This is a genomic window from Rhizobium sp. Leaf384, assembly GCF_001424065.1.
Taxonomy (GTDB): Bacteria; Pseudomonadota; Alphaproteobacteria; order Rhizobiales; family Rhizobiaceae; genus Ferranicluibacter.
This window is the reverse complement of record NZ_LMQE01000001.1, coordinates 874505-899418: the sequence shown is the minus strand read 5'-3', so window position 1 is coordinate 899418 and position 24914 is coordinate 874505. Positions and strand designations below refer to the sequence as shown.

Sequence of the window (24914 nt, the reverse complement as noted above, 5' to 3'; positions counted from 1 at the left end):
TCTGGGAGCAGAATACGATCCCGCGGTTACGGTCCCGTCAGGAGAATTGGTAAAGTTTGAATGAACGGCGCGAAAGCGCGCGATGTGTCGTCAAGACAAACGCGCGCTCAGGCGGTCCGGTTGACCGCGCGCCAGCCGATGTCGCGCCGGCAGAAGCCATTGTCCCAGGATACCGTGTCGACCGCCGCATAGGCGAGATCCCGTGCCGCCTCCACGGTCTCCCCGACGGCGGTCACGTTGAGCACGCGGCCGCCGGTCGCCACCAGCGCACCGTCCTTCAGCGCGGTGCCCGCATGGAACACCTTCATGGACGGGGCCTCCGGCGGCAGCGCGGCGATGGGCGTGCCCTTGTCATACGAGCCGGGATAGCCCTTCGACGCCATCACCACGGTCAGCGCCGTCTCGTCGCGCCATTCGGCCTCAAGCCCGGCCAGCCCGCCGCTTGCGGCTGCGAGCAGCAGCGGCAGAAGATCGCTCTTCAAGCGCATCATCAGGACCTGACATTCCGGGTCGCCGAAGCGCACATTGTACTCGATGAGTTCCGGACCCTTGTCCGTGATCATCAGCCCGGCAAAGAGCACGCCTTCGAACGGGTGTCCGCTGTCGGCCATGCCGGAGAGCGTCGGCTCGATGATCTCGCGCATCGTGCGCGCCACCATCTCGTCGGTCATCACCGGAGCCGGGGAATAGGCACCCATGCCGCCGGTGTTCGGGCCCGTATCGCCGTCGCCGACGCGTTTGTGGTCCTGCGCGGAGCCGAGCGGCAGCGCGTTCTTTCCGTCGCAGAGGCAGAAGAAGCTCGCCTCCTCGCCATCGAGGAAGGCCTCGACCACGACCTCGGCACCGGCCGCGCCGAACGAGCCGGAGAAGCAGGCTTCGATCGCGGCGACGGCCTCCTCGACCGTCATGGCGACCGTGACGCCCTTGCCGGCCGCAAGCCCGTCCGCCTTGATGACGATCGGGGCACCCTGCTCGTGGACATAGTCGATCGCGGGACCGGCGTCGCCGAATCGGCGATAGGCACCGGTCGGGATGTTGTAGCGGGCGCAGATGTCCTTGGTGAAGCCCTTGGAGCCCTCGAGCTGGGCCGCCGCCTGGGAGGGGCCGAACACGAGGATGTTCTCCGCCCGCAGCATGTCGGCCAGGCCGGCCACCAGCGGTGCCTCGGGGCCGACCACGACGAACTCGATGCCGGCGCTCAGGCAGAAGGAGAGGACCGCCTCATGGTTCTCGACGTCGATCTCGATCAGCGTGGCCACGTCCGCGATGCCGGGATTGCCCGGTGCCGCGAAAAGCTGGGTGAGGCGGGGCGACTGGGCAAGCTTCCAAGCCAGGGCATGTTCACGCCCGCCCGAACCGATCAGCAATACCTTCATCGTGTCTCGTCCTTCAAGCAACCGGGCAAGCCGAGGGAACGACCGGGCGTCGACCGGCCAGCAAACCTTGCTGTTGCGGTTAAGGCGGCACTCCCCCGGGGTCAAGGAAAAACGCCCGGGATCCCGTGTCCGAGACCGGACGAAACCCGCAAGCCCGCGCCGTCTAGAGGAGCCGCAGCGTCCCGCGGGCGCGCGCGACGGCGCTGGCCGGGCGCTCGCTCGGCCGCATCGTCGCCGTCTCGCTCACCCGCTGCAGCGCCCAGATGCCGAGCTCGTCCAGAGCGAGCGGCTTGGAGATGAGGTAGCCCTGAAAGAAGTCGCAGCCGGCGCGGGTGAGGAAGTCGACCTTCTCGGCACTGTCGATCCCTTCGCCGATGACCGACATGCCGCGCGCATGGCAGAGCGCGATCAGCGCCGTCAGGGCCGGGGAGAGGTCGGGCGTCGCCATGGTTTCGACGATCGCCCGGTCGAGCTTGATCGTGTCGGCGGTGTATTCGATGATCTGCTGCACGGAGGTATAGCCCGCGCCGAAGTCGTCGATCGAAATCCGGAAGCCGCGGCTGCGCAGCGCCTCGAGATTGCGATGCAGCTGGTCCCCGAGCTTGACAGCGAAGGTTTCGGTCAGCTCGATCTCGATCCGGTCCGGCGGGATGTCGTGACGGGCCGCCTCGCGGCTGAAATGATCGCCGATGCTGCGCGAATGCAGTTCCGCCGAGGAGATGTTGATGGCCAGCACGGCCTGCGGCCCGAACATGTCGCGGATCGTGCCATAGTCACCCATCGCGCGGGACACCACCCACCAGTCGATCTTGGTGAACTGCCCGGAGCTTTCCGCGATCGGTACGAATTCGTCGGGCGTGACGCGGCCGAGCGTCGGCGACGTCCAGCGCAGAAGGGCCTCGCAGCCGGTGACGCGACCTCCCGCATCCACGATCGGCATGTAGACGAGGTGGAACTGCTCGTCCGGGTCGAGCAGACGCAGCTCTTCTTGAATCTGCCGCACGCGGTCGCGCTTGTCCTGCAGCGCGCGGGAAAAACGCGACGACCGGTTCTTGCCGCTTGTCTTCGCCTGGTACATGGCCGCATCGGCATTGGAGACCAGCGCGGCAACGCTCGTGGCGTCGCAGGGGCAGATGGCGACGCCGATGCTGGCGGTGACGGGATGCACCTTGTCCCGAACCTCGAACCCGTGCGTGAACAGCGCAAGGATCGCGTCGCACGCCTCGCGGATCGCGCCGGTGCCCGGTTCCGCCTGGAGGAGCACGGCGAATTCGTCGCCCGACAGGCGTGCGAGCACGGCGCTCGGCAGCCCCCGCCGCGTCATGATCGGGGCGATGGTATCGCGCACGCGATCGGCAAAGACGCGCAGCAGTTCGTCGCCGACGTCGTGTCCGTGCTTGTCGTTGACGAACTTGAAGTGGTCGATGTCGATGAAGAGGAGCGCGGCGCTGGCATGGCCCTCGACCGCCCGCTGCACGATGCGCCCGGCCAGCACGTTGAAGCGGTTGCGGTTCAGCATGCCCGTCAGCGCATCGGTCCAGGAGGCCTCCTGGACGCGACGAAGCGCGCTCGACGACTGGTCGTGCAGCTTCTTGATGTTGCCGGTCAGCCGGCCGATCTCGCCGTCTCCGCCGACATCGACGATCTGCTCGGACCTCTCGTCCATCACGGCGGTGACCTGCTGGTCGAGGGCCGCGATGGGATCGGTGATGAAGCGGCGGATGAGCGCGATCATCAGGCCGATGGAGAGCAGGCTCATGCCGACGGTGCCCAGTCCCAGCACCAGTTTCAGCTGCCACAGCGCCGTCGAGACATAGGCGTCGGGAACGCGCAGCGTCAGGTGCAGTTGCGGGATCAGTTCGACGGAAGCCGCGAGTTCGCCGCCCTGCGCCGGCGTCGGTGCGTCGCGCGTGAACAGCGGCTCGGTGCCGTATTCCGTTTCCAGTGACTGCAGCATGGCCAGAAACTGGTCCGGCTGGATGGCGACCTGCACGAGAAGCGCCCGGCTGCGATTGCTCGGCAGCGCCCGGCTGAACGTCGTGGGATCGATATATTCGGAATAGACGAGGAGCGGCCGGCGGTCGTGCGCGCTTCCCCCCGAGCGTCCGTCGAGGAACGTCCAGTTGCGCAGGACCTCGCTGCGGGACAGCGTCTGCGCCAGCGTCATCTGGGCCGGGCTGACCTCGGCGAAGGGGTCGTCGCTGTTTTCGAAATAGTAGCCGATCGAGAGGTCCGGCTGCAGGATCGAGAAGGAGACATAGGCGCGCGGATCGTCCGACAGCGAGCGGATCGACGCCTGGATGCGCAGGGACAAGGCATTGTTGCGGTAACTGTCGTCCGGCTCGGACACGAACAGGCGGACGGCATTTCCCTCGAGCAGCGAGTAGAGGAAGCTGCGGCTCTGGTTGGCGTCCGTGCGGAACAGGGCCTCGGCATGGTCGAGCTGCTGGGAGATGCGGGCCTTCTCCAGCGACAGGAGCGCCTTGCTCTCGACCACGTAGACAAGGCTCGCCGCCAGCAGATACCCGGCAAGAACGATCGGAAAGATCAGATAGACCGCGCGCTTGCCGAGGGTCACTGGAAGTTCGCCATGGCGCTGATGATCCGGCGTCGGGTCTGGATCGAGGAAACCGAAAGCTCCGTCTGGTACTGGCTCCTCTTGAGGATGTCGTCCGGGGTGTAGATCGCCGGGTCGTTCTTGACCGCGTCCGGAAGGAGCGCGAGCGCTGCGGTGCTGGATGCGGGCATGCCGAGGGTCTGCGCGTTCCTGGCCGCGCTTTTTGCGGAAAGGATGAAGTCGAGCAGCTTCATCGCCTCCGCCTTGCGCGGCGATGCGGCCGTGACCGCCAGGCAATCGAGCCACGAGAGCGTTCCCTCGTGCGGCACGACATAGCGCCAGATGCCGGGCGTCCCCGTTTTCTCGTTCAGAACCTTCTGGTCGCCGCTATAGGCGAGCGCCATGTAGATGTCGTGCCCGTAGTCGGGATTGTCGATGGAGGTGATGACATAGTCGTAGGTCAGCACCGACGGCGCCTGGCCCTTCATCAGCTCGAAGGCTTCCTTCAGCGTTTCCGGGTCGTTGGCGTTGATCGACTTCCCGAGAAGGACGAGCGGCGCGACGAAGGCCTCGTTGTGGTCGTCATACATCGCGATATGCTTCTTCAGCGCCGGCGCCGGCTGCATGAGGTCCTTCCAGGAGGACGGAGCCACGCCGATCTTGTCGGAGCGATAGACGATCCCCATGGTTCCCCAGAGGTAGGGCGCCCCGTAACCGCCGCAGCGCGAGGTCCACTGCGTCGCGTAATCCTTCAGCGACGGCACGCCGTCCACGTCGATCGGCGCGAGAATGCCGCGCTTGCCGAAGAGGGCGCTGCCGTTCTCGCCGACGACGCTGAGGTCGATATTGCTGTTGGGGTCGGCAAGGATCTCGTCGCGGGCGTCGCCGCTATCGAAGTAGATCTGCCGCACCGCGATGCCCGTCGCGGCCGTCCAGTCGGAAAGGATGGCCGGATCGATATAGGCTTCCCAGATCAGGAGGTTCAGGGTCTCCGCGCGTGCCGGCGCCGTGCCGCCGAAGAGACACAGCAGAAGCGCTGTCGCAGCAAGTCCCTCTCGCATCCGGCTTCCCTTCCATGGTCGTCAAGAAGGATAAACGAAAAAACTTGCTGAAACTTTACGCCGTTTTCCCCGTCAGACAGGGAAGTCCAAGCAAGGTCAGATGCTTGCGGAGGGCGTCGGCCGTCGGTCACGGGCAGTCGCAGCCCGCCGCGTGCCGCCCTTGGCGCGGCTTTGGCCCGGCTTTGGCGCGGCTCCGGCGAAAGCCTGTTCGCCAGACGCCACGTTTCCTGTAGACCCGTGGCAATGGCGACGGCCCGACACTTGCCGGAACGTTGCGAATGCATCAATCATGACCGTCGAACCGATCCGGGTTTCGACGGCGCCAGCGAGGAGACATCGCCTTGACCTATCTATTGATCAAATCCTTCCATGTGGCCAGCATGGTCGCCTGGATGGGCGGCATGGTTCTTCTCTCGGCGATCCATCTCTGGCTGGCACGGGCGCAATGTCCGCGCACCGACCGCGAGACCGCGGTCATCGCGTCGGTCAAGCGCTGGGATGGGCGCGTGACCTCGCCGGCGATGGGCCTGACCTGGCTGCTCGGGATCCTCGCGGCCTGGCAGGGCGACTGGTTCACGGCGCCCTGGCTCCACGCAAAGCTGCTGCTGGTCGTCGTTCTCTCCGCGCTGCACGGCATGCTGTCCGGGGCTTTGCGCCGCACCGCCGCCGATCCCAACCGCCGCCCGCCGGCCTATGCCCGCTATTCCGGCGCAATCGTGCTCGTGATCATGCTGGTCATCGTGCTTCTCGTGATCGTCAAGCCGTTCTGAACCGACGGTCCCGATCCTAAACTCCATGTCGCCTGACCGATCGCGTGCCGGCCCGGCGTAAGGTCGATGCGCCTTGACCGGACCGGGGGGAGACGGCAAACAGGAGCGCATGAACACACTGCCTTCCGACAGCGGGCGCGTCTTCGATGCGCCGTCGACCAACTGGGTCTATCGCGTCCTGCCGCGCGCGCTCTGGCCCTATGCGCAGCTTGCGCGGTGGGACAGGCCGATCGGCTGGCAGCTCCTGATGTGGCCATGCTTCTGGTCGGCGGCGCTCGCCGCCAACACGGCCGCCCTCGAGGGAACGGCGTCCGTCGGTCGCCTCTGCATCCATCTCGCGCTGTTTTTCGTCGGTGCGGTCGCCATGCGCGGTGCCGGCTGCACCTATAACGACATTGTCGACGAGACGATCGACAGGGCCGTCGCCCGCACCCGGTCGCGCCCGCTGCCCTCCGGCCGGGTGTCGCGCCGCGATGCAAAGCTCTTCATGGCGCTGCAGGGGCTGGTGGGGCTTGTCGTCCTGCTGCAGTTCAATCTGTTTACGATCGTTCTCGGCCTTCTCTCGCTCGGCTTCGTCGCCATCTACCCCTTTGCCAAGCGCTTTACCGATTGGCCGCAATTCTTCCTCGGCATGGCCTTTTCCTGGGGTGCGGTCATGGGGTGGGCGGCGGAGTTCGGCCGTCTGTCGGCGGCCCCCGTCCTTCTCTATCTCGCCGCCATCGCCTGGACGGTCGGCTACGATACGATCTATGCCTATCAGGATCGGGAGGATGACGAACTCGTGGGCGTCCGCTCGACGGCGCGGCGCTTCGGCGAACGTCCGAAGCCTTGGCTCGTGGCGCTTTACGGCCTGACCCTCGTCCTTTTGGTGCTGTCCTTCGCACTCGCCGGCGCCGGCGCGCTCGCCTATCTCGCGCTCGCCGCCGCCGCCGTCCTGCTGTTCTACCAGATCCTCGTGCTCGACATCCACGATGCCGGGCAATGCATGATCCTGTTCCGCTTCAACGGCGCGGTCGGGCTGATCATCTTCGCAGGTCTGGCCTCGGCCTTCCTGCTGCGATGGATTCTCTCTCCTTAAGCCGGATCAAGCCGCCGGCCAGTCGTTGGCCGGATCCGGAATGACCTGGTCTTCGCCGTCGTCGCTGTCGACGCGATTCTGGTCGGCTTCCTTCAGGAGGTTTTCGCGCTCCGCCTCGGTCTTCGGCGTCGTCGCTGCGGTCTCGGATGATGTCGTGTCGCGTGTCATGGGCCTGTCCTCGTTGGCGTTCCCGAGCAATGGGTCTCGAGCAATCGATCTCGGGCAACAGGTCGCGGCCCGGATTGTTCCGACAAGGGCCTCGGGGCTCTCCACAAACAAAAAGCCGGCCGCAGGGAACGGCCGACTTTTTGCACTGGAGGAGAGAACGGTATGGAGCCGGGCGATCAGCGCCGCGCGATGATTTCGGATCCGTCGATCTTCATGACCACGCCGAGGCTGCCGGTCGTGCGGCGCATCAGGAAACGCGGACGGCGCTTGGCATGGAGCGAATGGCGGCGGCGCGGGACGATCGCATGGGTCTTCACCTCGCCGAGATGATTGTCGAGCGGCCGGGCGACCCCGTCGGCTTCCACCATCAGCATGGGAATGCGATAGGCTTCCGACCAGGCGCGCCAGTCGGCCGCGATGTCGGAGAGATCGTGGGCGACGAGCAGCGGGACGCAGAGTTCCGGATCGTCATGATGCAGTTCCAGCGTCACCGTCACTTCGCCGTCGCCATGGTCGATGGCGCGGGCGGCGACGCCCTTGAAGGCCCGCGCCGGCAGCGCGATGGAAAGCGGCAGGCCGCTCGACGGGAGAACCTTGCGCATGACGGCGCCGCGTTCGTCGAGGCTGATCGTCACATTGCTCCGTGTGCCCGGCAGTGCATAGCTTGCATGTTGCGGGAAACGCTTCGGATCGAGCCGCAGTGCAGTGTCGACCCAAGCGGGTTGAGAAACGGTTTTCAGCATGGTCTTTTCGCCCTTGTTTCACCTGTGAGAGCCGGTTTCCGGTCTTTTCTCATCGAGACGTTTTCGTCTTCTATGATGCCAACATAGGCGCCGGCTGTTTGAGAGCGCTTAAAATTCGCGGTTAAAAAACTTTGCATTCCCCGATGGTTAGCAAAAGTCGAGCCTTTACGGTTTAAAAGACGTCAACGTCTGTCCGTGCATTTTCGACAATAAAAGCCTCGCGCAAGCAGCCGCCGGCATGGTGGAGCGACATGGCCGCAGCCTGCCGCCGCGCGCTTTCCGCGCGCGCGAAGCCTGCGGGTTGGGCAAGCGACAGGGCGGCAGATGTCATCGACCTATCTCGACTACAATCTCATTGTTCGCGACATGAAGGAGAGCATCAACCGCGTCTCCCAGCAGAAGGTCGTCGAGCGCGACACCCAGTACTACAAGGACAATATCGGCAAGGTCACGACGGTCGACGCCTTCCTCAGCGACTACCGGCTGTACGCATACGCCATGAAGGCGCATGGCCTCGAGGACATGACCTATGCCAAGGCCTTCATGAAGAAGGTGCTGGAAAGCGACCTCAATGACGACAAGAGCTACGCCAACCAGCTGACCGACGATCGCTACCGCAATTTCGCGATGGCCTTCAGCTTCGACAAGTCCGCCACCGTGGCGCAGACCAGCGCGCAGGAAGACGCGGTGATCGGCCTCTACAACGCCAACATCGCCAACGCCGACAGCGCGATGAATGTCGAGGTGAACTATTTCAATGCAATGACGATGGACGGCAACGTCAAGACGGTCGACCAGTTCCTCCAGAACGACCGCCTGCGCGACTATGCCTTCCCGCTGTTCGGCCTCAATCCGGACAGTTACGACTTTGCAAGCGTGCGTCAGGCGCTGACAAGCGACGTCAACGATCCCGCAAGCTACATCAACACGCTGCAAGAGACCGCAAGCGCCAGCCTGTCGGGCCGGGGGGCCGAGATCCAGGACACGATCGCGAAATACGATGCGCGTTCCAACGCCGCCGCGCAGATCGCGACCCTGACGAACAGCCTCTCCCAGCCGGGCGCGGACCAGACGGCCATTCAGGCGAAGATCGCCGAGCAGGAGGCCATCTTCAACGCGCTCGATGCGCAGCTTCCGCCGATGTCCCAGACCGCCACCAATGTTTCGCTGCTCTCCAACGAGTATGCACAGCTGGAATATGCGGGCGCGCTCGCCACCAATCTCAAAGCGATGGCAACGGCCTTCAAGTTCAATCCCGATGGGACGGCGCCGGCCTCGGGGCCGCTGGTGGGCGACAGCGACAAGGCATCGATGCGCGAGCTCTATTTCGCCTCCGCGCCGCGGCTGACCGGAACCGGGGCCGTGATCAACAAGGATTACTTCGAGGCGCACGTCAACGATTTCGCCACCGCGACCGACCTTCTGGCCGACAGCCGCATGCGCGCCTTCATCATCACCGCCTACGGCATTCCGCGCGCGACCGCCTCCACGGTGCTGAAGGCCATCATCACGAGCGATCTCGACGATCCCACGAGCTATGCCAATACGACCGGTGCCGAATACAATGCCGCCTACAAGCAACTGGCGGCGGGTTTCAACTTCAAGCCGGACGGAACGCTGAACGCTGGCGAAAAGCCGCAGACCGACGCGCAGAAGGAGGCGGCCTCGGCCAACTACATGAACCGTTACAACGACGTGGCGGATGCGGCCGACGAAAAACTGATCTCGTCCTACAAGGCCGTGATCGGCAAGGTCGACAAGGTCGACACCCTGCTTGCCAATCCGCAGGCCCTGCAGCTTGCGCTCTCGGCCTTCGGCGTCGAAAACGAGGGCAAAACCGTGCGCGAGCTGCGCCTGATCCTCACCAGCGACGTGAACGATCCGAAGAGCTACGTGAACACGCTGAAGGACGACCGCTACGTCAAGCTGACCAATGCCTTCAACTTCAAGACCGACGGCAAGATCGGCGCGCCGAAGCTGGCCCAGTCGCAGTCCGAAATCCTGCAGATCTCCAAGGCCTATGTGGTGGCCAAGAGCCAGTTCGGCACGGCGAAGGACAAGACGGACGCGACGGCCGAGGCGAAATACTATGCGTCCGAAATGGAGAAGGTCGGCACGCTCGACGATCTCCTGGGCAACAAACGCATGACGGATTTCATCTTGGTCGCCACCGGCATCGATCCGAAGACCGTGCCGAAGGACTATCTGAAGAAGGTCTTCACGTCGGATCTTGCCGATCCGAAGAGCCTGATCAACACCGAGGCCGACCCGCGCTACCGCGAGCTGGTCGCCTCCTTCAATTTCGACAAGACCGGCAAGACGGTGCGTCCGCAGGACAACCAGATCCAGACCCGCCGCGGCCTTCTGGAAACGCAGGACCTCTACCTCAACCAGACGCTGGAGCAGCAGACGGGCGAGGACAACGAAGGCGTCCGCCTTGCGCTCTATTTCCGCCGCATGGCGTCGGGCATCGGCTCCGTCTACGACATCCTGGCGGATACGCCGCTGATGCAGGTGGTGCGCACGACCTTCAGCATCCCGGAAGAGATGAGCAGCGCCGACGTCGACGTCCAGGCCGACTACATCAAGCGCGTCCTCGATGTGAAGGACCTCCACGATCCGGAGAAGCTCGAAAAGCTCATGAAGCGGTTTACCGCGCTCTATGACCTGCAGAACGACACGAACACGTCCCCGGCGCTTGCGATCTTCAATTCGTCGGCCGGCAGCGGCGGCATCAGCGGCGACTCGCTCCTTGCCATCGCGCAGTTGCGCAGGGGCGGCTGACCAGCGGCCTGACGGCGGAAGTCTTGCCCCAGATCCCGTTGTTCAGGACCGGTTGTTGAGGGGCTTTCGCTTCAGGCCCCACCGCTTCAGGGCCTGATCTGCAGCACCTTGCCGGGATTCATGATGCCGGCGGGGTCGAAGGCATGCTTGATCCGCTGCATCAGCTCGATCTCGATGCCGTGCCGCACCTCCGCCAGTTCGTCGCGTTTCAGCTGGCCGATGCCATGCTCGGCGGAAATCGAACCGGAATGCGAAAGCACGATGCCGTGCACGATGGCGTTCATCTCCCGCCAGCGATCGAGAAAGGCCTGCTTGTCCGCGCCCACGGGCTGCGAGATGTTGTAGTGGATATTGCCGTCGCCCATATGGCCGAAGGAACAGATCCGCGCGCCGGGCACGGCCGCCATCACCGCGGCGTCGGCCTCTGCCATGAAGGCGGGAATGCTGGCGATGGGCACCGACACGTCGTGCTTGATCGAGCCGCCTTCGGGCCGCTGGGCGAGCGACAGGCTTTCGCGCATGTACCAGAGCGCCTTGCGCTGCGCCTCGCTGGAGGCGACGACGGCGTCGTCCGCTAAGCCGTCCTCGATCGCCGCCGAGAGGAGCGTTTCCATCGTCCGCTGCGCGCTCTCCGCGCTGTCGGAACTCGAGATGTCGATCAGCACGTACCAGGGATGAACCGTCGCCATCGGATCCGTCACGCCGGGAATGTTGCGCATCGAAAACGTGATGCCGATGCGCGGCATCAGCTCGAACCCGGTCAGCGTCTGCCCGCAGAGCGTGGACGCCCGCTCGAACAGCGCAAGGGCATCCTCGACGGTGCGCAGCCCGACCAGGGCCACCTCGTGCCCGAGCGGTTTGGGAAACAGCCGCAGCACCGCTCCGGTGATGACGCCGAGCGTGCCCTCGGCCCCGATGAAGAGGTCGCGCAGGTCGTAGCCGGTATTGTCCTTCTTCAGCCGCCGCAGCCCGTCCCAGATCTCGCCGGTCGGCAGCACCACCTCCAGCCCGAGGCAGAGCTGGCGCATGTTGCCATAGGCCAAAACGGCCGTTCCCCCGGCATTGGTTGAAAGGTTGCCGCCGATCCGGCAGGAGCCTTCCGAGCCGAGCGACAGCGGGAACAGCCGGCCCACCCCGTCGGCCGCCGCCTGGATATCGGCCAGAATGCAGCCCGCATCCGCCACGATGACGTTGCCGACGGGATCGACGTCGCGGATGCGGTTCATCCGTTCGAGCGACAGGAGCATGTCGGCGGCGCCCGTGCGCGGGATCTGCCCTGCGACATGGCCGGTATTGCCGGCCTGCGGCACGATCGCGACGCCGGTTTCGCTGGCGAGCTTCAGGATCGCCGAAACCTCCGCAACGCTGCCGGGCTTCAGCACGGCCGGCGTTGTCCCGCGATAGAGCCCGCGCGTCTCGACGAGATAGCGGTCCTCGACATCGGCCCCCACCTCGGCATGGCCGCCGGCGAGAGCGACGAAGCGCTGGATGAGGTCGGGCGATGGAACGGCGTTCGGCATGGCGGCACTTTCAAAATGGGGTTGCGTCTCAGCGGGGTGCGGCCGCCCGTTCCAGCCGGTCGCGAATGGCCTCGCCCAGGCCCTCTGTGGGCATGGGGGAAAAGGCGATGGTCCGGGCGCCGGTGGCGTCTGCCTGCTTCATATAGGAAAAGAGACGGGCCGCTGCCTCCCTGAGGTTGCCCGACGGGCTGAGGTCGAGCACGATGGCGGCCTTGTCTTCACCGGGAAGCGCCGTACCGCCGAAACGGATCAGGGCTTCGCCCGGACGCACGTCGGTCGCATCCAGCCGCACGGCCGCGCCGGGGGCATAATGCGAGGCGAGCATGCCCGGGGCTTCGACGGCGGCACCGGCCGCGTCCGGGCGCAGCAGCGGCTGCCCGGCCACAGCCTCGATCTCTCCGGCCTCCAGCCCGCCCGGCCGCAGCAGGCGCAACCGGCCGGCCTCCACCTTGACGATGGTCGATTCGAGCCCGATGCCCGCCGGTCCGGCGTCGAGGATGAGGTCGATGGCCGCGCCGAGATCGTCGGCCACATGCGCGGCCGTCGTCGGGCTGATACGCCCGGACGTATTGGCGCTCGGTGCGGCCAGCGGCTGTCCGAAGGCTGCGATGACCTCGCGCGCAAAGCCCGCCGGCATGCGCAGGCCCAGCGTGTCGAGCCCGGCCGTTGCCAGCGCATGCACCGCACTGCCGGGCGCCCGCGCAACGACCAGCGTCAAGGGCCCCGGCCAGAAGGCCTCCGCAAGGCGCAGCGAGACGGGATCGAACGCGCCATGACGCTCGGCCATCTCCATGTCGCAGACGTGGGAAATCAGGGGGTTGAAGCGCGGGCGGCCTTTGACCTCGTAGATCGAGGCGATCGCATCGCCCCGGGTGGCGTCGGCTGCAAGCCCGTAGACGGTCTCGGTCGGCAGGGCGATCGGCCGGCCGGCGCAAAGCACCGCGATCGCGCGTTCCAGCGCCCGTTCCCGGTCCCGTGTCGTCTCGATGATGTCTGCCATGCCGCTTCGCGCTTCCGTCCGATCAGACGGCAGTCTTAAACCATGTCGCGCGGGACTGTGCAGCAGTTTTTGCGCGACCGGCCGGCGAAAAAGGGTTCAGAGTGCGCGGATGATCGCCCGCAGGGCGTCGTTGCGGGCTCCCAGCATCAGCACGTTCTTCAGGGCCGTCTTCGGGTCCTGGGTGCGAAAGAGAAGGCCGCCATCGCGGACGGTCCGGTTGATCACGAGCTTGCCCTGCTCGCGATCGAGATCGGTTGCGACGGCGAAGTACATGCGCGAATAGCCACGGCGCACGTCATCGAAGAAATGGTCGTCCTTGCCGATCTCGCAGAAGAAGTTGGCCATGTAGAAGGACCATCGGACCTCGTCGTACTCCGCGAACTTGGAGCGCGCCGCCGTCACGTGGCAGTAGCCGAGATGCGGGCTGCCATCGAGCGTGCGGTGAAAGATCATCTTGGGAAAGCGGATGGACGCATGGAAGCCGTTGATGCGGTCATAGGCCAGCGTGCCGGCGGCCTCCAGCCTGCGTCCGGTGCGTTCCGCCACATGCTGGTGTGTCAGGTAGCGCTTGGCCGTGCGCGCGTCCGTCGTCCCGCGGTTGATGCGTCCGGTGCGGAGATAGTCGGTATAGATGCCGCCGCGGTTTTCCGGGGGCGGCTTTATCGCATCATCGAAGTAGCGCAGGTTGGCCATGGTCTGGTCCAGCATCGGTGATCTTCCTTTTCACCGCTTCTACGGTTCCGCCATGGCGCGAGGCTTGCGTGATCGGCCGGTGAGAAGCGCGAAGCGCCCGGCGGCCGAGGGCCAAGCGCCCGGCGGCTGAGGGCCAAGCGCCGTTTCTTGGCGATGTCGCAAACAGGCTTGCGGCTGCAGGCCTTCGCCCTTCGGACAAGGCGCCCTCGGAAGGGTGCCTTCGCATCGTCCCGGAGGTGTTAAAGGATTGGCGAGTTGTTAGAGGATCGGCTTGAAGATGCCGAAAAATGGCGCCGGCAAGGCGTGTCGTCATTCTCAAATCGCGTGTCGCTTCTTGGCCTCTGAAATCGCGCGACGCGGCGTTAGATAGAGAGGCTCAAGGCGCTGGTTCACAAGGATCCGGACAAATTGGGAAGCCGGTCGAAACCCGGCGCTGCGCCCGCAACGGTGGTGGAGCACAGGCCGGCAGATCCTGCGGAGGGCGCACCTTCCGCGGTCGGCATGGCCAAGGCTCCTGAGCCCGGACACCTGTCTTGCGCCGATGTGACTGCGTGTGATGTGGAATGTCTGGTGTGGCGGGGATCCGGGAATGCAGGCGCGATCGCCTTGTCTCCGGACCGGCTCTGAATACGGCCCCGCAGCGGGGTCCGTCGTTTAAAGGAACGGGAAGATGGATTTTCGCAGCGAAGTGCTCCGCACGCTCCGGAACCGGCGCGAGACCCACAGCCTCGAGCAGGCGTTCTACACGGATCCCGATCTCTACCGGCTGGATCTGGAAGAGATCTGGTACAAGGACTGGCTGTTCATCGGCCATGACTGCGAGATCCCCAAGGCCGGCAATTATTTCACGGTGCAGGTCGGCGATTATCCCGTGGTCGTCACCCGCGACCGGCAGGGCGCGATCCATGCGCTCCACAATGCCTGCCGCCACCGCGGCTCGCGCGTCTGCACCCAGGCCAAGGGCGCTTCGGCCAAGCTCGTCTGTCCCTATCACCAGTGGACCTACGAGCTGGACGGCAAGCTGATGTTCGCCCGCCAGATGGGCGAGGATTTCGACAAGTCCGCCCATGGGCTGAAGCCGGTCGCCTGCGAAAGCATCGGCGGTTACATCTTCATCAGCCTGGCGGCCGAGCCGATGGACTTTCAGCCCGTGCGCGACATGGTCGCCGCATACCTCACGCCGCACAATCTGAAGGACACGAAGGTCGCCTTCGAGAGCACCATCGTGGAGAAGGGCAACTGGAAGCTCGTCTGGGAAAACAACCGCGAGTGCTATCACTGCGCCAGCAACCACCCGGAGCTCTGCCGGACCTATCCCGAAGCCCCGTCGGCGACCGGCGTGCAGGGCGCCAAGGACGATCCGGTGATCTCCGAGCACTGGAGCCGCTGTGAGGCCGCCGGCCTGCCGAGCGAATTCCGCATCGATCCGACCGGCCAGTTCCGCGTCGCCCGCATGCCGTTGATCCAGGATGCCGAAAGCTACACCATGTCCGGTGCCCGCGCCGTCAAGCGCCGCCTGTCCGACACGGTCACCCAGAGCCATATCGGGACGCTGCTCCTGTTCCATTACCCGAGCACCTGGAACCACGTGCTGGCCGACCATGCCATCACCTTCCGCGTGCTGCCGCTCGGCCCCGAACTGACCCAGGTCACCACCAAGTGGCTGGTGCACAAGGATGCGGTCGAGGGCGTCGATTACACGCTCGACGAACTGACGCATGTCTGGACCGAGACGAACGACCAGGACCGGCGCATCGTCGAGGAAAACGCCTTCGGCATCCGCTCGCCGGCCTATGAGCCCGGTCCCTATTCGCCCGAGCACGAAGGCGGCGTCATGCAGTTCGTCGAGTGGTACACGCAGTTCATGCAGAACCGCCTGACCGGCGTTCACGCGCCGCTCGTGCGCGTGGCCTGACATGAGCGACGGCATGGTTCAGGGAACGGGGATCGTCTCGCCGTTCCGTCATTTCGACGAACTCCAGCCCTGGAACGACCGGCAGCACCTGCTGCAGTGCATGTCGGTGACGCTCGAGGCCCCCGACGTCATGACCTTCGTGTTCAAGTCGGATCGCGACGGCTGGTTCCGTTATCTGCCGGGCCAGTTCGTCACGCTCGAAATTCCGGTCACGCCGGATGATCCGGTGATGCGGACCTACACGCTGTCCTCGACGCCGTCGCGCCCGTTCTCCGTGGCCGTCACGGTCAAGGCCCAGGCGTCATCCATCGGCACGCGCTGGATGTTCGACAATCTGCGTCCCGGCATGACGCTGCGGGCGTTCGGTCCGCTCGGCGATTTCTCCTTCGTGCGCTATCCCGGCGAGAAATACCTGTTCGTGTCGGCCGGCTCCGGCATCACGCCGATGATGTCGATGACGCGCTGGTTTTCCGATTGCGCGCCGCAGACCGACGTGGCCTTCGTCTCCTGCGCCCGCCGCCCCGATGATCTTCTCTTCCGGCGCGAGCTGGAGACCATGGCCGCCGGCATGCCGAACCTGTCGCTCGGCTTCGTCGTGGAAGGCCACGAGCCCCGCCATGGCTGGCATGGCCTGCGCGGTCGCATCGATGCCGCCAAGGTGGCGCTGCTCGCGCCCGACTTCCTGACGCGCACGGTGTTCTGCTGCGGGCCCGAGCCGTTCATGCGCGGCGTGCGCGACATGTTGCAGGCCGCAGGCTTCGACATGGCGCGCTATCACGAGGAAAGCTTTCAGCCCGCCGCGGCGCCGAATGTCGACGAGCTTGCGGTCCGCGCCGGGGCAGGCGAGGGGACCGGCGAGATCGGCGGCGACCAGCCGATCGTCGCGCCCACGGTGACCTTCACCATGGCCGGCAAGGAAGCCAAATGCGTGCCCGGCCAGACCGTGCTCCAGACCGCCCGTGCCGCCGGCGTGCGCATCGGCGCCGCCTGCGAGGGCGGGCTCTGCGGCACCTGCCGCGTCATGAAGATTTCCGGCGAGGTCGAGATGAACCACAATGGCGGCATTCTCGACGAGGAAGTCGAGGAGGGCTACATCCTCGCCTGCTGCTCCCGCCCGCTGACGGACGTGCAGATCGAGGCGTGAACCGCCGATCCGGGCCTGCGGGCAGCCGATTCATTGAACCGGTCGGGCAACCGGCCGGGCAATAGACCGCTGACGGTGTTGGCGAGGACAAGCCAGCCAGAACCGGCCACGCTCGGAAGCGCTATCGCGAAGCGATGCGCGCGCCGCGCGCCGCGATCGCGGAGGTCGTCATCGTGTCCACGCCGAGGGCGGCCTGCGTGCCGATGCAGACGGGACGTGCGCCGTTGGCGGCAACCAGCGTCACGACAGGCGGATCGAGGACGGGAATGGCGGGATCCGGCTGCGCCGGCAGGGGCTTCTCCGGCAACAGGTCGCCCTTGGCCCATTCCGCCTTCAGCCGTTCCGCATTCATCGGCGCGACATTGACGTCGATGTCCGGCAGGGTTCCTTCCACGCGATAGGGACAGCGGCGCTTGTTGCAGTTGGCGCCGGAGGAGAACTGCCAGAGCGCGTAGTTGTCCCAGTTGCCCATGGGAAACACATCGCGGATGCCGGGCTTGTAGCGGGCATACCAGAGCGGCAGACGCGAAAGGATCGGGTACTGCGCGCGATTGTCGGCGATGTGGCGCGCCGTCGTATGGTTGGTGTAGAGCATCGGATAGCGCCCGGTGCGGGTCTTGATGTGCCGTGCGAAGATCTCTCCGTCCTCGAGCGACATGAAGTTTTCCGGATCGATGCCCTCGATGTCGAGCACCATCAGCTCGTCGGCGGCGGGTTCGGCATAGTCGAGAAAATGGTTGGCCTGCTCGATCGGATTGCCCGGTCGGGCCAGATGATAGGCGCCCCAGAGAAGGCCGCTCGCCCGCGCCACCATGCGACGGGTCTGGTAGAGTTCGCGGCTCACCGCATATTTCCGCCACATCGTCTTGCAGTGCGCGACGCTGTCGCCCTTGTGATCGCCTGTGCAGGAAAAACTTTCCGGCAAGCCGTCGGACGCCTTGGACACGAAACCGGCGATCCGCTTGTCCTTCAGCATGTCCTGCCAGTCGATGATGTTGAGTTCGTAGGCGTCGATGACGAGCGCCGGCTCCGGCGTCTTCCACGGCTCCAGATCGACCGCAAGCGCCGATTGCGGAAGAAAGAGGCTGCCGAACGCGAGCGCGAGGCCGGCCATGAAGGTGACGACGGGCCCGGCATGGGACGGCTGAAGCGCGCCGGCAAGGGGTTTGGCGGTGATCGGCATGGACGCAATGCTGCGCCTACATGGTTAACGGGCCGTTAACCGCGCCCAACGCCCTGCCGCTTCCCCGGTGCTTCCCCAGTGCTTCCCGAGTGCTTCCCGAGTGCTTCCCCAGTGCTTCCCCAGTGTTTCCGTGGCGCTTGCGTGGTGCTTCCGTGGCGCTGGCGCGGAACCAAGAGCGGCATCGCCCGTTAACTGGCCAGCGGATACCGTGGCCCGCCCGGTCGTTCGATAAAACCATCAAGGAGGAAACAATGGGTCTCTTCAACGCCAAGCTCCTGTCGGCCGCCGGCCTTTCCGCAGCGCTTTTCATCACCTCGTTCGTGCCCGTTCAGGCCATGGTGCCGATCCCGGTCCAGAAGCCCGTACAGACGGCCAATGCCGCAGAGCCGGTGCAGTATCGCAACCGTGATCGCGACGACTGGCGCCGCCGTGGCTTCCACCGCCGGAACAACGCCTATTATTACAACGGCCATCGCGGCTACCGCGAACGTCGCCGTGGCTACCGCGAGTACAACGGCGTCTGGTTCCCGCTGGCAGCCTTCGCGACAGGCGCCATCATCGGCGGTGCCGTAGCAAACGATCGCCCCGCCCGCGTCGGCGGCAGCCATGTTGCCTGGTGCCAGAACCGCTACCGGTCGTATCGCGCCTACGACAACACCTATCAGCCCAACAGTGGTCCGCGCCGCCAGTGCAATTCGCCCTATTGATCTGGTCGTTCGATTAATTTGCCGGATCTCGATCCGAGCAGGGAAAGGCACCGGTTGACCGGTGCCTTTTTCATGTCGCAAGGGTCATCGCTCAGAGAATGCCGATCCGCTTGAGGATCGTCCAGGCGAACGCCATGGACATGATGATGAAGACGCCGGCAAACAGCGTGCCGTGAACCCCGCCGGCCAGCGGCAGATCGCTGGTGTTCATGCCGAAAAAGCCGGTCACGAGCGTCGGCGGCAGCAGGAAGGCCGTCATCAGCGAGAGAATGTAGAGGTGGCGATTGGTCTCCGACGAGAGCTTGCTGTCGATCTCCTCGTGCAGCAGCCGGGCGCGTTCCTGAAGCGCGAAGACATCGCGATCCACCGTCTCCAGCCTATCGGTCAGGCGTTCGGCAACGTCGATGAAGCCTGTGGGAACCTCGTCGTCGTCGGAGGCCGCCGCCCGGCGCAGGAGCGCGAGCAACGTTCGCAGATGGCGGTGCAGCCGCACGGCGGTGCGGCGCAGAGGGGCCAGTCGCGGCTGGTCGTTGTGCCCCGCCTCGCCATAGACCTCGTCCTCGATAACGTTCAGTTCCTCGGTCAACTCGAGAACGAGGCCGATCAGCGTCCGCTGGAATTCGATGACCATCATCTCGAACAGGTCGATCGGGCGCAGGCAGCGTGGGTTCTTCTCGATGGCCGCCTTGACGCGGTCGATGCTGCGCAGCGGGTGCAGCCGCGTGGTGACGATCACCCTGTCCGTTACGGCGAAGTGCAGCCAGCCGATCGTCTTCGTCATCTGGTCGAAGGTGCGCTCAAAATCCACCAGCGTGCCATGCACCATCGCTTCGTCGGTGGTGATCGCGGCCTGCGTGTCATGGCTCGACAGGGTGGCCACGGCATCCGGCGGCAGGTCGCAGATCTTCGCGATAAGCGCCGGCGTGCGCGCGTCGCTGAGGGCAAGGTGCAGCCAGAGCCAGCCGTCGCCGTCCGTCAACGCCGCAAGGGGCGCATCGGCGGAAATGCGCTCGCCCCGGCTTTGTCCCGGGCGGAAGCGATAGGCCCAGACGAGGCCGGGAATTTCAGGCGATACGAGGTTCATGACAGAGTATCCGGCAGCCGGGACCGTGCTGTATCGCGCTTCTGTGACAGTTTTGTTGCACGGGACCATCGGGGCGGGGCGGCTGCAGGGCAAGGACGTCCGGAGATCGGTGCGGGAGGTCGTGCACGCCGCCGACCTCCCGGCACGCGTCGGGGCATGTCAACAGTTGACGTTTACGTAAAAATCAATAATTTGACGACCGGCGCGGGAGACGACGAGCAGGCGCCGGCAACGGCAGGAGGCTTTCATGTACACATCGCCCGTGGACGACATTCTGTTCACCCTCAAGCACATCGCCGGTCTCGAGGGCGATGCATCCGTCGATGCCGACATCGCCGATGCCGTGATAACGGAGGCAGGGCGCTTCTGCGATGCGACGATCGCGCCGGCTGCGGCACGCGGCGACAAGGAAGGCTCGCGGCTTTCAAACGGCGAGGTCCGCTCGCCGACCGGCTGGCCGGAGATCTACCGCGCCTGGGCCGCCGCCGGCTGGAACGGGCTTGCTGCACCGGTGGAGATCGGCGGGCAGGGCCTGCCACACCGTCTGCAGATCGCCGCCATGGAAATCTGGAACGGCGGCTCGATGGCGTTCGCGCTCGCGCCGATGCTCACGGCCGGCGCGGCCGAGGCGCTGGCCACCCACGGATCGGACAGCCTGAAGGCCCGCTTCCTGCCGAAGATGGTCTCCGGCGAATGGACCGGCACGATGAACCTCACCGAACCCCATGCCGGCTCGGATCTGGCCACGCTGCGCACGCGCGCCGAACGCCGCGACGATGGCACCTACCGGATTTTCGGGCAGAAGATCTACATCACCTGGGGCGAGCACGACTTCACCGACAACATCGTTCATCTCGTCCTCGCCCGCCTTGCCGATGCGCCCGAGGGAACGCGCGGCATCTCGCTGTTCCTCGTTCCGAAATTCCTCCTGAACGAAGATGGCAGCCTCGGTGCGCGCAACGACCTCTTCTGCCACTCGATCGAGGAGAAGCTCGGCATTCACGCCTCGCCGACCTGCACGATGATCTATGGCGACGGCCGTTTCGGCGCGGAAGCCGGGGCCATCGGCTATCTGATCGGCGAGGAAAACCGCGGGCTCGCCTGCATGTTCACCATGATGAACAATGCCCGGCTCGCGGTGGGCGCCCAGGGCGTCGCCATGGCCGAAGCCGCCACGCAGGCCGCGCTCGCCTACGCGCGTGAACGTCGGCAGGGCAAGGCTCCGGGTTCGGCCACGGCAAGCCCGATCATCGACCATCCCGATATCGCCCGCACGCTGTTGACGATGAAGGCGCTGACCCAGGGGGCACGGGCGATCACCTATCTCTGCGCCGAAGCGGTCGACCGCGCCCATCAGGCCGGTGCCCATGCGGATGAGACCCGTGCGAGTGAGACTGGTGCCAGTGAGACCCGTGCCAGTGAGACCGGTGCCAGTACGAGCGGTGTCAGCCAGGGTGGGCACGACCAAGCCGGAAAACGCCACTGGCAGGATCGCGCGGCGCTTCTGACCCCGATCGCCAAATCCTTTCCGACCGATGTGGGCGTCGAGGTTGCCTCGCTCGGGATCCAGGTCCATGGCGGCATGGGCTTCGTCGAGGAGACCGGAGCCGCGCGCCTGCTGCGCGATGCGCGCATCGCCCCGATCTACGAAGGCACCAACGGCATCCAGGCCATCGATCTCGTCACACGCAAGCTGCCGCTCGGCGACGGTGCCCATGTGCGCGGTCTCATTGCCGAACTCCAGGCCACGATAGACGCCCTGCCAACGGACGTCGACGGCCCCTGGGGCACGACGGCGTCGCGTCTCGGCGCGGCCGTCGGCACCCTGTCCGAGGCGACGACATGGCTCTTGTCCGAACTGGCGGCCGGGCGCCCGGCAGCGGCGCTCGCCGGCGCCACGGCCTATCAGCGCCTGTTCGGGCTGGTTCTCTCCGGCCTGCTTCTCGCCAAGGGCGCGGCCAGCGACGCCGAGGACGGTCGCCAGGCGCAGCGTGTCGCGCTGGCGCGGTTCTTTGCCGAAAACCTGCTCGGTGAAACCGCCTTTCTGGCCGATGCCATTCTTCACGGCGCCGACAGCCTCGCGGCTGCGCGCATCGCGCTGAACTGAGATCCCGCCATGACCGACGAGACCATCCTCATTGAGCGACCGGATACCGCCGTCCGCGTCATCCGTCTTCATCGTCCGGAAAAGAAGAACGCGATCACGCGCGCCATGTATCTGGCGATGACCGATGCGCTGGCGGCGGCCGAGGCGGAGGACGAGGTGCGCGTGATCGTGTTCCTCGGGACGCCCGGCTGTTTCTCCGCCGGCAACGACATGGCCGATTTCGCGCAGATGGCCATGAGCAACACCCTGGGCGCGGAGGTCCTGGGCTTCCTGCGCGCGCTGGCAACGGCGCAAAAACCGCTCGTCTCCGGCGTCGATGGCCTTGCGATCGGCATCGGCACGACGCTCCATCTCCATTGCGACCTGACCGTCGTGTCGACCCGGACCCAGCTGCGGACCCCGTTCGTGGATCTGGCTCTTGTCCCGGAAGCCGCATCCAGCCTGCTCGTTCCCCGGATTGTCGGCCACCAGCGCGCCTTTGCGCTGCTCGCCGCCGGCCTGCCGATCGCGGCCGAAGAGGCCGTCGCCGCCGGGCTTGTCTGGAAGGCCGTCGCGCCGGAAATGCTGGAACAGGAAACGCTCGCCGCCGCCGCGCTGCTCGCAGCCAAGCCGCCGCAGGCGCTACGCATCGCCCGGCAGCTCCTGCGCGGCGACAGCACGGAAATCCTTGCGCGCATCGACATCGAGGCGGAGCATTTCGCCGCCCGTCTGAAAAGCGCCGAGGCGCAGGCCGCGTTCATGGCTTTTCTCGCGCGGCGCTGACGAACACCCCAGGCGCGACCATCGGGAGCGCGGCGCACGGGCACGGGCACGGGCGCAGGGGCACGGGCACGGGCACATGGGCACGGGCGCACGATGGCGAAAAGGTCGACAGGTCTCAGCGGGTCAGCGTTGCCACGGCTTCGACATGGGCTGACCAGAGAAACTGGTCGACCGGGGTAACGGTGGTGACGCGATACCCGCCTTCGATGAGGATCGCGAGATCGCGCGCCAGCGTCTGCGGGTTGCAGGACACGGCGACAACGGTCTTCACCGTCGAGCGCGCCAGTTCGCGGCATTGCGCCTCGGCTCCCGCACGCGGCGGATCGAAGACGACGGCGTCGTAGACCTTCAGTTCCGAGGTCATCATCGGCCGGCGGAAAAGGTCGCGCTTCTCGATGCTGACGGGCTTCAGTCCCTGCGTGTTGCGGGCGGCGAAATCGAGCGCCTTCAGCGCCTTGTCCTCGCTTTCCACCGCATGCACGCGGCCCTTTCGCGCCATGCGCAGGGCAAAGGTGCCGGTCCCCGCAAAGAGATCCGCAATACGCTTGGCCTTTCCGAGGTGCGCCAGCACCAGCTCCGCCATCGCCGCTTCGGCAACCGCACTCGCCTGCGCAAAGCCGCCGGGCGGCGGCGAGACCGCGATGCCGTCGAAGGTGAGAAGCGGCTTCAGCGGTTCCACGATCGTCTCGCCGTTGACGGCGAGCCGGGCGATGCCGCGCAGCTTGAGCACGGCTTCGATCGCCTGCTGGCGGTGCCTGTCGGACAGCGCCTTGATGCCGTCTGCGGCCAGATCAAGCCCGGCCGCCGTCTCCAGCACGGTGATGCGGAACGGCTCGGCACTGGCCGCAAGCGCTGCCGCGACGATGCGGATCGTTGCCAGCCGCGACACGATGCCGGGGCTGGCGATGGGACATTCCGTAATGGCGACGATATGGTGGCTTTCCGCCTGGTTGTAGCCGAGCAGCAGCTCCTTTTCGGTGCGCCGCGCGGTGAAGACCGTGCGTCGGCGTTCGCCGGGGCGGGCGATCACGAGCGGTGCGACCTCCGTCTCGATGCCGCGCGAGCGCAGGGCGTCGACGACGATCTGCCGCTTGAACGCGTGATAGAGGTCGTCGCCGGCATGCTGCAACGTGCAGCCGCCGCAGGTGCCGTTCTCGCCCTCCGGTCCGAAATGCCGGCAGGCGGGCGCAACACGGTCGGGCGAGGGCGCGAGCAGCGACATCACGGTGCCCTGCTGCTTGTTGACGGCCAGCGTCACCCGTTCGCCGGGCAGGGTAAAGGGCACGAAGACCGGCCCGGTCTCGGAAGCAACGATGCCGTCGCCCTGCAGGCCGAGGCGCTCGATGGTCGCGGTTTCCGCGCTCATGCCGTTTCCTCTGCCGCGTCGTCGTCCGTCTCGGCATCAGCGTCGGCATCGTCGTCCAGCGGCTTGCGGCCGGCGAGCAGGAACTCCTCGTTGCCGTCGCCGCCGGCGATCGGGGAGGGGATCAGGCCGAGGCTTTCCCAGCCCATCTCCTCCACCAGCCAGCGCTCCAGCTCGGCGGCAACCTCCGGCGCGGTCGAGGGGTCCTTGAGAAGCCCCGCTTTGCTGACGAAGTCGCGGCCGGCTTCGAACTGCGGCTTGACCAGAAGCAGGCACAGGGCGCCGGGCACCGCAAGGTCGAGCGCCGGGGGCAAGGCGAGCTTCAGCGAGATGAAGGACACGTCGGACACGACCATGCCGATCTCGCGATCCTCCAGATGCTCCTCGTCGAGAACGCGTGCATTCAAGCCTTCGATGTTGGTCACGCGCGGATCGGCCGCAAGCCGCGGATGGAACTGGCCATGGCCGACATCCACCGAAATGACATGGGCGGCGCCCGCATGCAGCAGCACCTCGGTAAAGCCGCCGGTGGACGCGCCGATATCCAGGCAGTCCAGTCCCTCCGGCGACAGCGCGAAATGGTCGAGCCCGGCCTTCAGCTTCAAGGCGGCGCGCGACACATAGGCCTGGACCGGATCGTCGATCTCGATCGTCACATCCTCGGGAAAGGTGGAGCTCGGCTTGGTGACGACACGGCCGTTCACCCGCACGGTTCCGCGCTGCACCGCGTCGCGTGCGCGCGACCGGCTGGCGACGAGCCCGAGGTTGAGAACGAGCTGGTCGAGGCGGACGGTGGTTTTCGGTTCGTTTGACATGGCGCATGTCATGGCGCGTCAGCGCGCGGCTGACAAGCCTTTTGCGCGATCCGGGGGCAAAGCCTCATGCCTGTCGCCCGAACG

At 65.8% G+C, this 24914-nt stretch carries 20 protein-coding genes and 1 riboswitch; of the genes, 8 read left to right on the top strand and 12 right to left on the bottom strand.

Going from position 1 to position 24914, the window contains the following annotated elements:
• Positions 1 to 107: 107 nt before the first annotated feature.
• The 3 genes from purD to ASG25_RS04140 form a co-directional block, all read right to left on the bottom strand.
• Entirely contained in the window at positions 108 to 1376 is a 1269-nt protein-coding gene (gene purD / locus ASG25_RS04150) for a phosphoribosylamine--glycine ligase (protein ID WP_062469588.1), read from the bottom strand.
• A gap of 163 nt (positions 1377 to 1539) precedes the next feature.
• Positions 1540 to 3954 (bottom strand): bifunctional diguanylate cyclase/phosphodiesterase, encoded by a 2415-nt coding sequence (locus tag ASG25_RS04145; protein ID WP_062469585.1) that lies wholly within the window; start codon positions 3952 to 3954, stop codon positions 1540 to 1542.
• Positions 3951 to 4994 carry a spermidine/putrescine ABC transporter substrate-binding protein gene (locus tag ASG25_RS04140; protein ID WP_062469582.1) on the bottom strand — a complete coding sequence of 348 codons (1044 nt, stop codon included), beginning with the start codon at positions 4992 to 4994 and terminating at the stop codon, positions 3951 to 3953. The genes ASG25_RS04145 and ASG25_RS04140 overlap by 4 nt, the downstream gene beginning before the upstream one ends.
• Before the next feature lie 341 nt (positions 4995 to 5335).
• On the opposite strand from ASG25_RS04140, the gene ASG25_RS04135 reads away from it, so the two are divergent.
• Positions 5336 to 5764 carry a CopD family protein gene (locus tag ASG25_RS04135; RefSeq protein ID WP_062469579.1) on the top strand — a complete coding sequence of 143 codons (429 nt, stop codon included), beginning with the start codon at positions 5336 to 5338 and terminating at the stop codon, positions 5762 to 5764.
• A 109-nt stretch (positions 5765 to 5873) separates the two neighbouring features.
• Complete coding sequence (ubiA, locus tag ASG25_RS04130; protein WP_062469575.1) at positions 5874 to 6842, top strand: 4-hydroxybenzoate octaprenyltransferase; 969 nt, start codon at positions 5874 to 5876, stop codon at positions 6840 to 6842.
• Between the two features lie 6 nt (positions 6843 to 6848).
• On the opposite strand, the gene ASG25_RS22575 is transcribed toward ubiA, so the two are convergent.
• The gene (locus ASG25_RS22575; RefSeq protein ID WP_156379832.1) at positions 6849 to 7010 is read right to left on the bottom strand and encodes a hypothetical protein; all 162 of its coding nucleotides are present in this window, start codon (positions 7008 to 7010) and stop codon (positions 6849 to 6851) included.
• A 176-nt stretch (positions 7011 to 7186) separates the two neighbouring features.
• Positions 7187 to 7753: a DUF6101 family protein gene (locus ASG25_RS04125; RefSeq protein ID WP_062469572.1), complete on the bottom strand. Its 567-nt coding sequence runs from the start codon at positions 7751 to 7753 to the stop codon at positions 7187 to 7189.
• Positions 7754 to 8077: 324 nt separating this feature from the next.
• Between ASG25_RS04125 and ASG25_RS04120 the strand changes: the two genes are divergently transcribed.
• The gene (locus ASG25_RS04120; RefSeq protein WP_062469568.1) at positions 8078 to 10537 is read left to right on the top strand and encodes a DUF1217 domain-containing protein; all 2460 of its coding nucleotides are present in this window, start codon (positions 8078 to 8080) and stop codon (positions 10535 to 10537) included.
• Between the two features lie 86 nt (positions 10538 to 10623).
• Here ASG25_RS04120 and ASG25_RS04115 read toward each other — a convergent pair whose 3' ends face one another.
• The 3 genes from ASG25_RS04115 to ASG25_RS04105 all read right to left on the bottom strand — a co-directional run bounded on the left by ASG25_RS04115 (position 10624) and on the right by ASG25_RS04105 (position 13750).
• Complete coding sequence (locus tag ASG25_RS04115; protein ID WP_062469565.1) at positions 10624 to 12057, bottom strand: FAD-binding oxidoreductase; 1434 nt, start codon at positions 12055 to 12057, stop codon at positions 10624 to 10626.
• A 28-nt stretch (positions 12058 to 12085) separates the two neighbouring features.
• The gene (locus ASG25_RS04110; RefSeq protein ID WP_062469562.1) at positions 12086 to 13057 is read right to left on the bottom strand and encodes an L-threonylcarbamoyladenylate synthase; all 972 of its coding nucleotides are present in this window, start codon (positions 13055 to 13057) and stop codon (positions 12086 to 12088) included.
• Positions 13058 to 13153: 96 nt separating this feature from the next.
• Positions 13154 to 13750 carry a DUF6656 family protein gene (locus ASG25_RS04105; RefSeq protein WP_062472124.1) on the bottom strand — a complete coding sequence of 199 codons (597 nt, stop codon included), beginning with the start codon at positions 13748 to 13750 and terminating at the stop codon, positions 13154 to 13156.
• A gap of 362 nt (positions 13751 to 14112) precedes the next feature.
• Positions 14113 to 14301, top strand: a riboswitch (cobalamin riboswitch).
• 119 nt (positions 14302 to 14420) lie between these two features.
• Here ASG25_RS04105 and ASG25_RS04100 point away from each other — a divergent pair.
• Positions 14421 to 15665: an aromatic ring-hydroxylating dioxygenase subunit alpha gene (locus ASG25_RS04100; RefSeq protein WP_062469560.1), complete on the top strand. Its 1245-nt coding sequence runs from the start codon at positions 14421 to 14423 to the stop codon at positions 15663 to 15665.
• A 1-nt stretch (position 15666) separates the two neighbouring features.
• Positions 15667 to 16809, top strand: coding sequence for a hybrid-cluster NAD(P)-dependent oxidoreductase (locus tag ASG25_RS04095; RefSeq protein ID WP_244479306.1), 1143 nt, complete (start codon positions 15667 to 15669; stop codon positions 16807 to 16809).
• A 121-nt stretch (positions 16810 to 16930) separates the two neighbouring features.
• On the opposite strand, the gene ASG25_RS04090 is transcribed toward ASG25_RS04095, so the two are convergent.
• Entirely contained in the window at positions 16931 to 17923 is a 993-nt protein-coding gene (locus ASG25_RS04090; RefSeq protein WP_062472117.1) for a GH25 family lysozyme, read from the bottom strand.
• 320 nt (positions 17924 to 18243) lie between these two features.
• Here ASG25_RS04090 and ASG25_RS04085 point away from each other — a divergent pair, with 320 nt between their 5' ends.
• The gene (locus ASG25_RS04085) at positions 18244 to 18699 is read left to right on the top strand and encodes a BA14K family protein (RefSeq protein WP_062469557.1); all 456 of its coding nucleotides are present in this window, start codon (positions 18244 to 18246) and stop codon (positions 18697 to 18699) included.
• A gap of 91 nt (positions 18700 to 18790) precedes the next feature.
• Here ASG25_RS04085 and ASG25_RS04080 read toward each other — a convergent pair whose 3' ends face one another.
• A complete protein-coding gene (locus tag ASG25_RS04080; RefSeq protein ID WP_062469556.1) occupies positions 18791 to 19783 on the bottom strand; it encodes a transporter in 993 nt (330 codons plus the stop codon).
• A gap of 247 nt (positions 19784 to 20030) precedes the next feature.
• Here ASG25_RS04080 and ASG25_RS04070 point away from each other — a divergent pair, with 247 nt between their 5' ends.
• Positions 20031 to 21890 (top strand): acyl-CoA dehydrogenase, encoded by a 1860-nt coding sequence (locus ASG25_RS04070; protein WP_062469549.1) that lies wholly within the window; start codon positions 20031 to 20033, stop codon positions 21888 to 21890.
• A 9-nt stretch (positions 21891 to 21899) separates the two neighbouring features.
• Positions 21900 to 22652 (top strand): crotonase/enoyl-CoA hydratase family protein, encoded by a 753-nt coding sequence (locus ASG25_RS04065; protein ID WP_062469545.1) that lies wholly within the window; start codon positions 21900 to 21902, stop codon positions 22650 to 22652.
• 115 nt (positions 22653 to 22767) lie between these two features.
• On the opposite strand, the gene ASG25_RS04060 is transcribed toward ASG25_RS04065, so the two are convergent.
• Both ASG25_RS04060 and ASG25_RS04055 read right to left on the bottom strand, forming a co-directional pair.
• Positions 22768 to 24018 (bottom strand): class I SAM-dependent RNA methyltransferase, encoded by a 1251-nt coding sequence (locus ASG25_RS04060; RefSeq protein ID WP_062469542.1) that lies wholly within the window; start codon positions 24016 to 24018, stop codon positions 22768 to 22770.
• Positions 24015 to 24830 carry a TlyA family RNA methyltransferase gene (locus ASG25_RS04055; RefSeq protein ID WP_062469540.1) on the bottom strand — a complete coding sequence of 272 codons (816 nt, stop codon included), beginning with the start codon at positions 24828 to 24830 and terminating at the stop codon, positions 24015 to 24017. Before ASG25_RS04055 ends, ASG25_RS04060 begins: the two co-directional genes overlap by 4 nt.
• Positions 24831 to 24914: the final 84 nt, after the last annotated feature.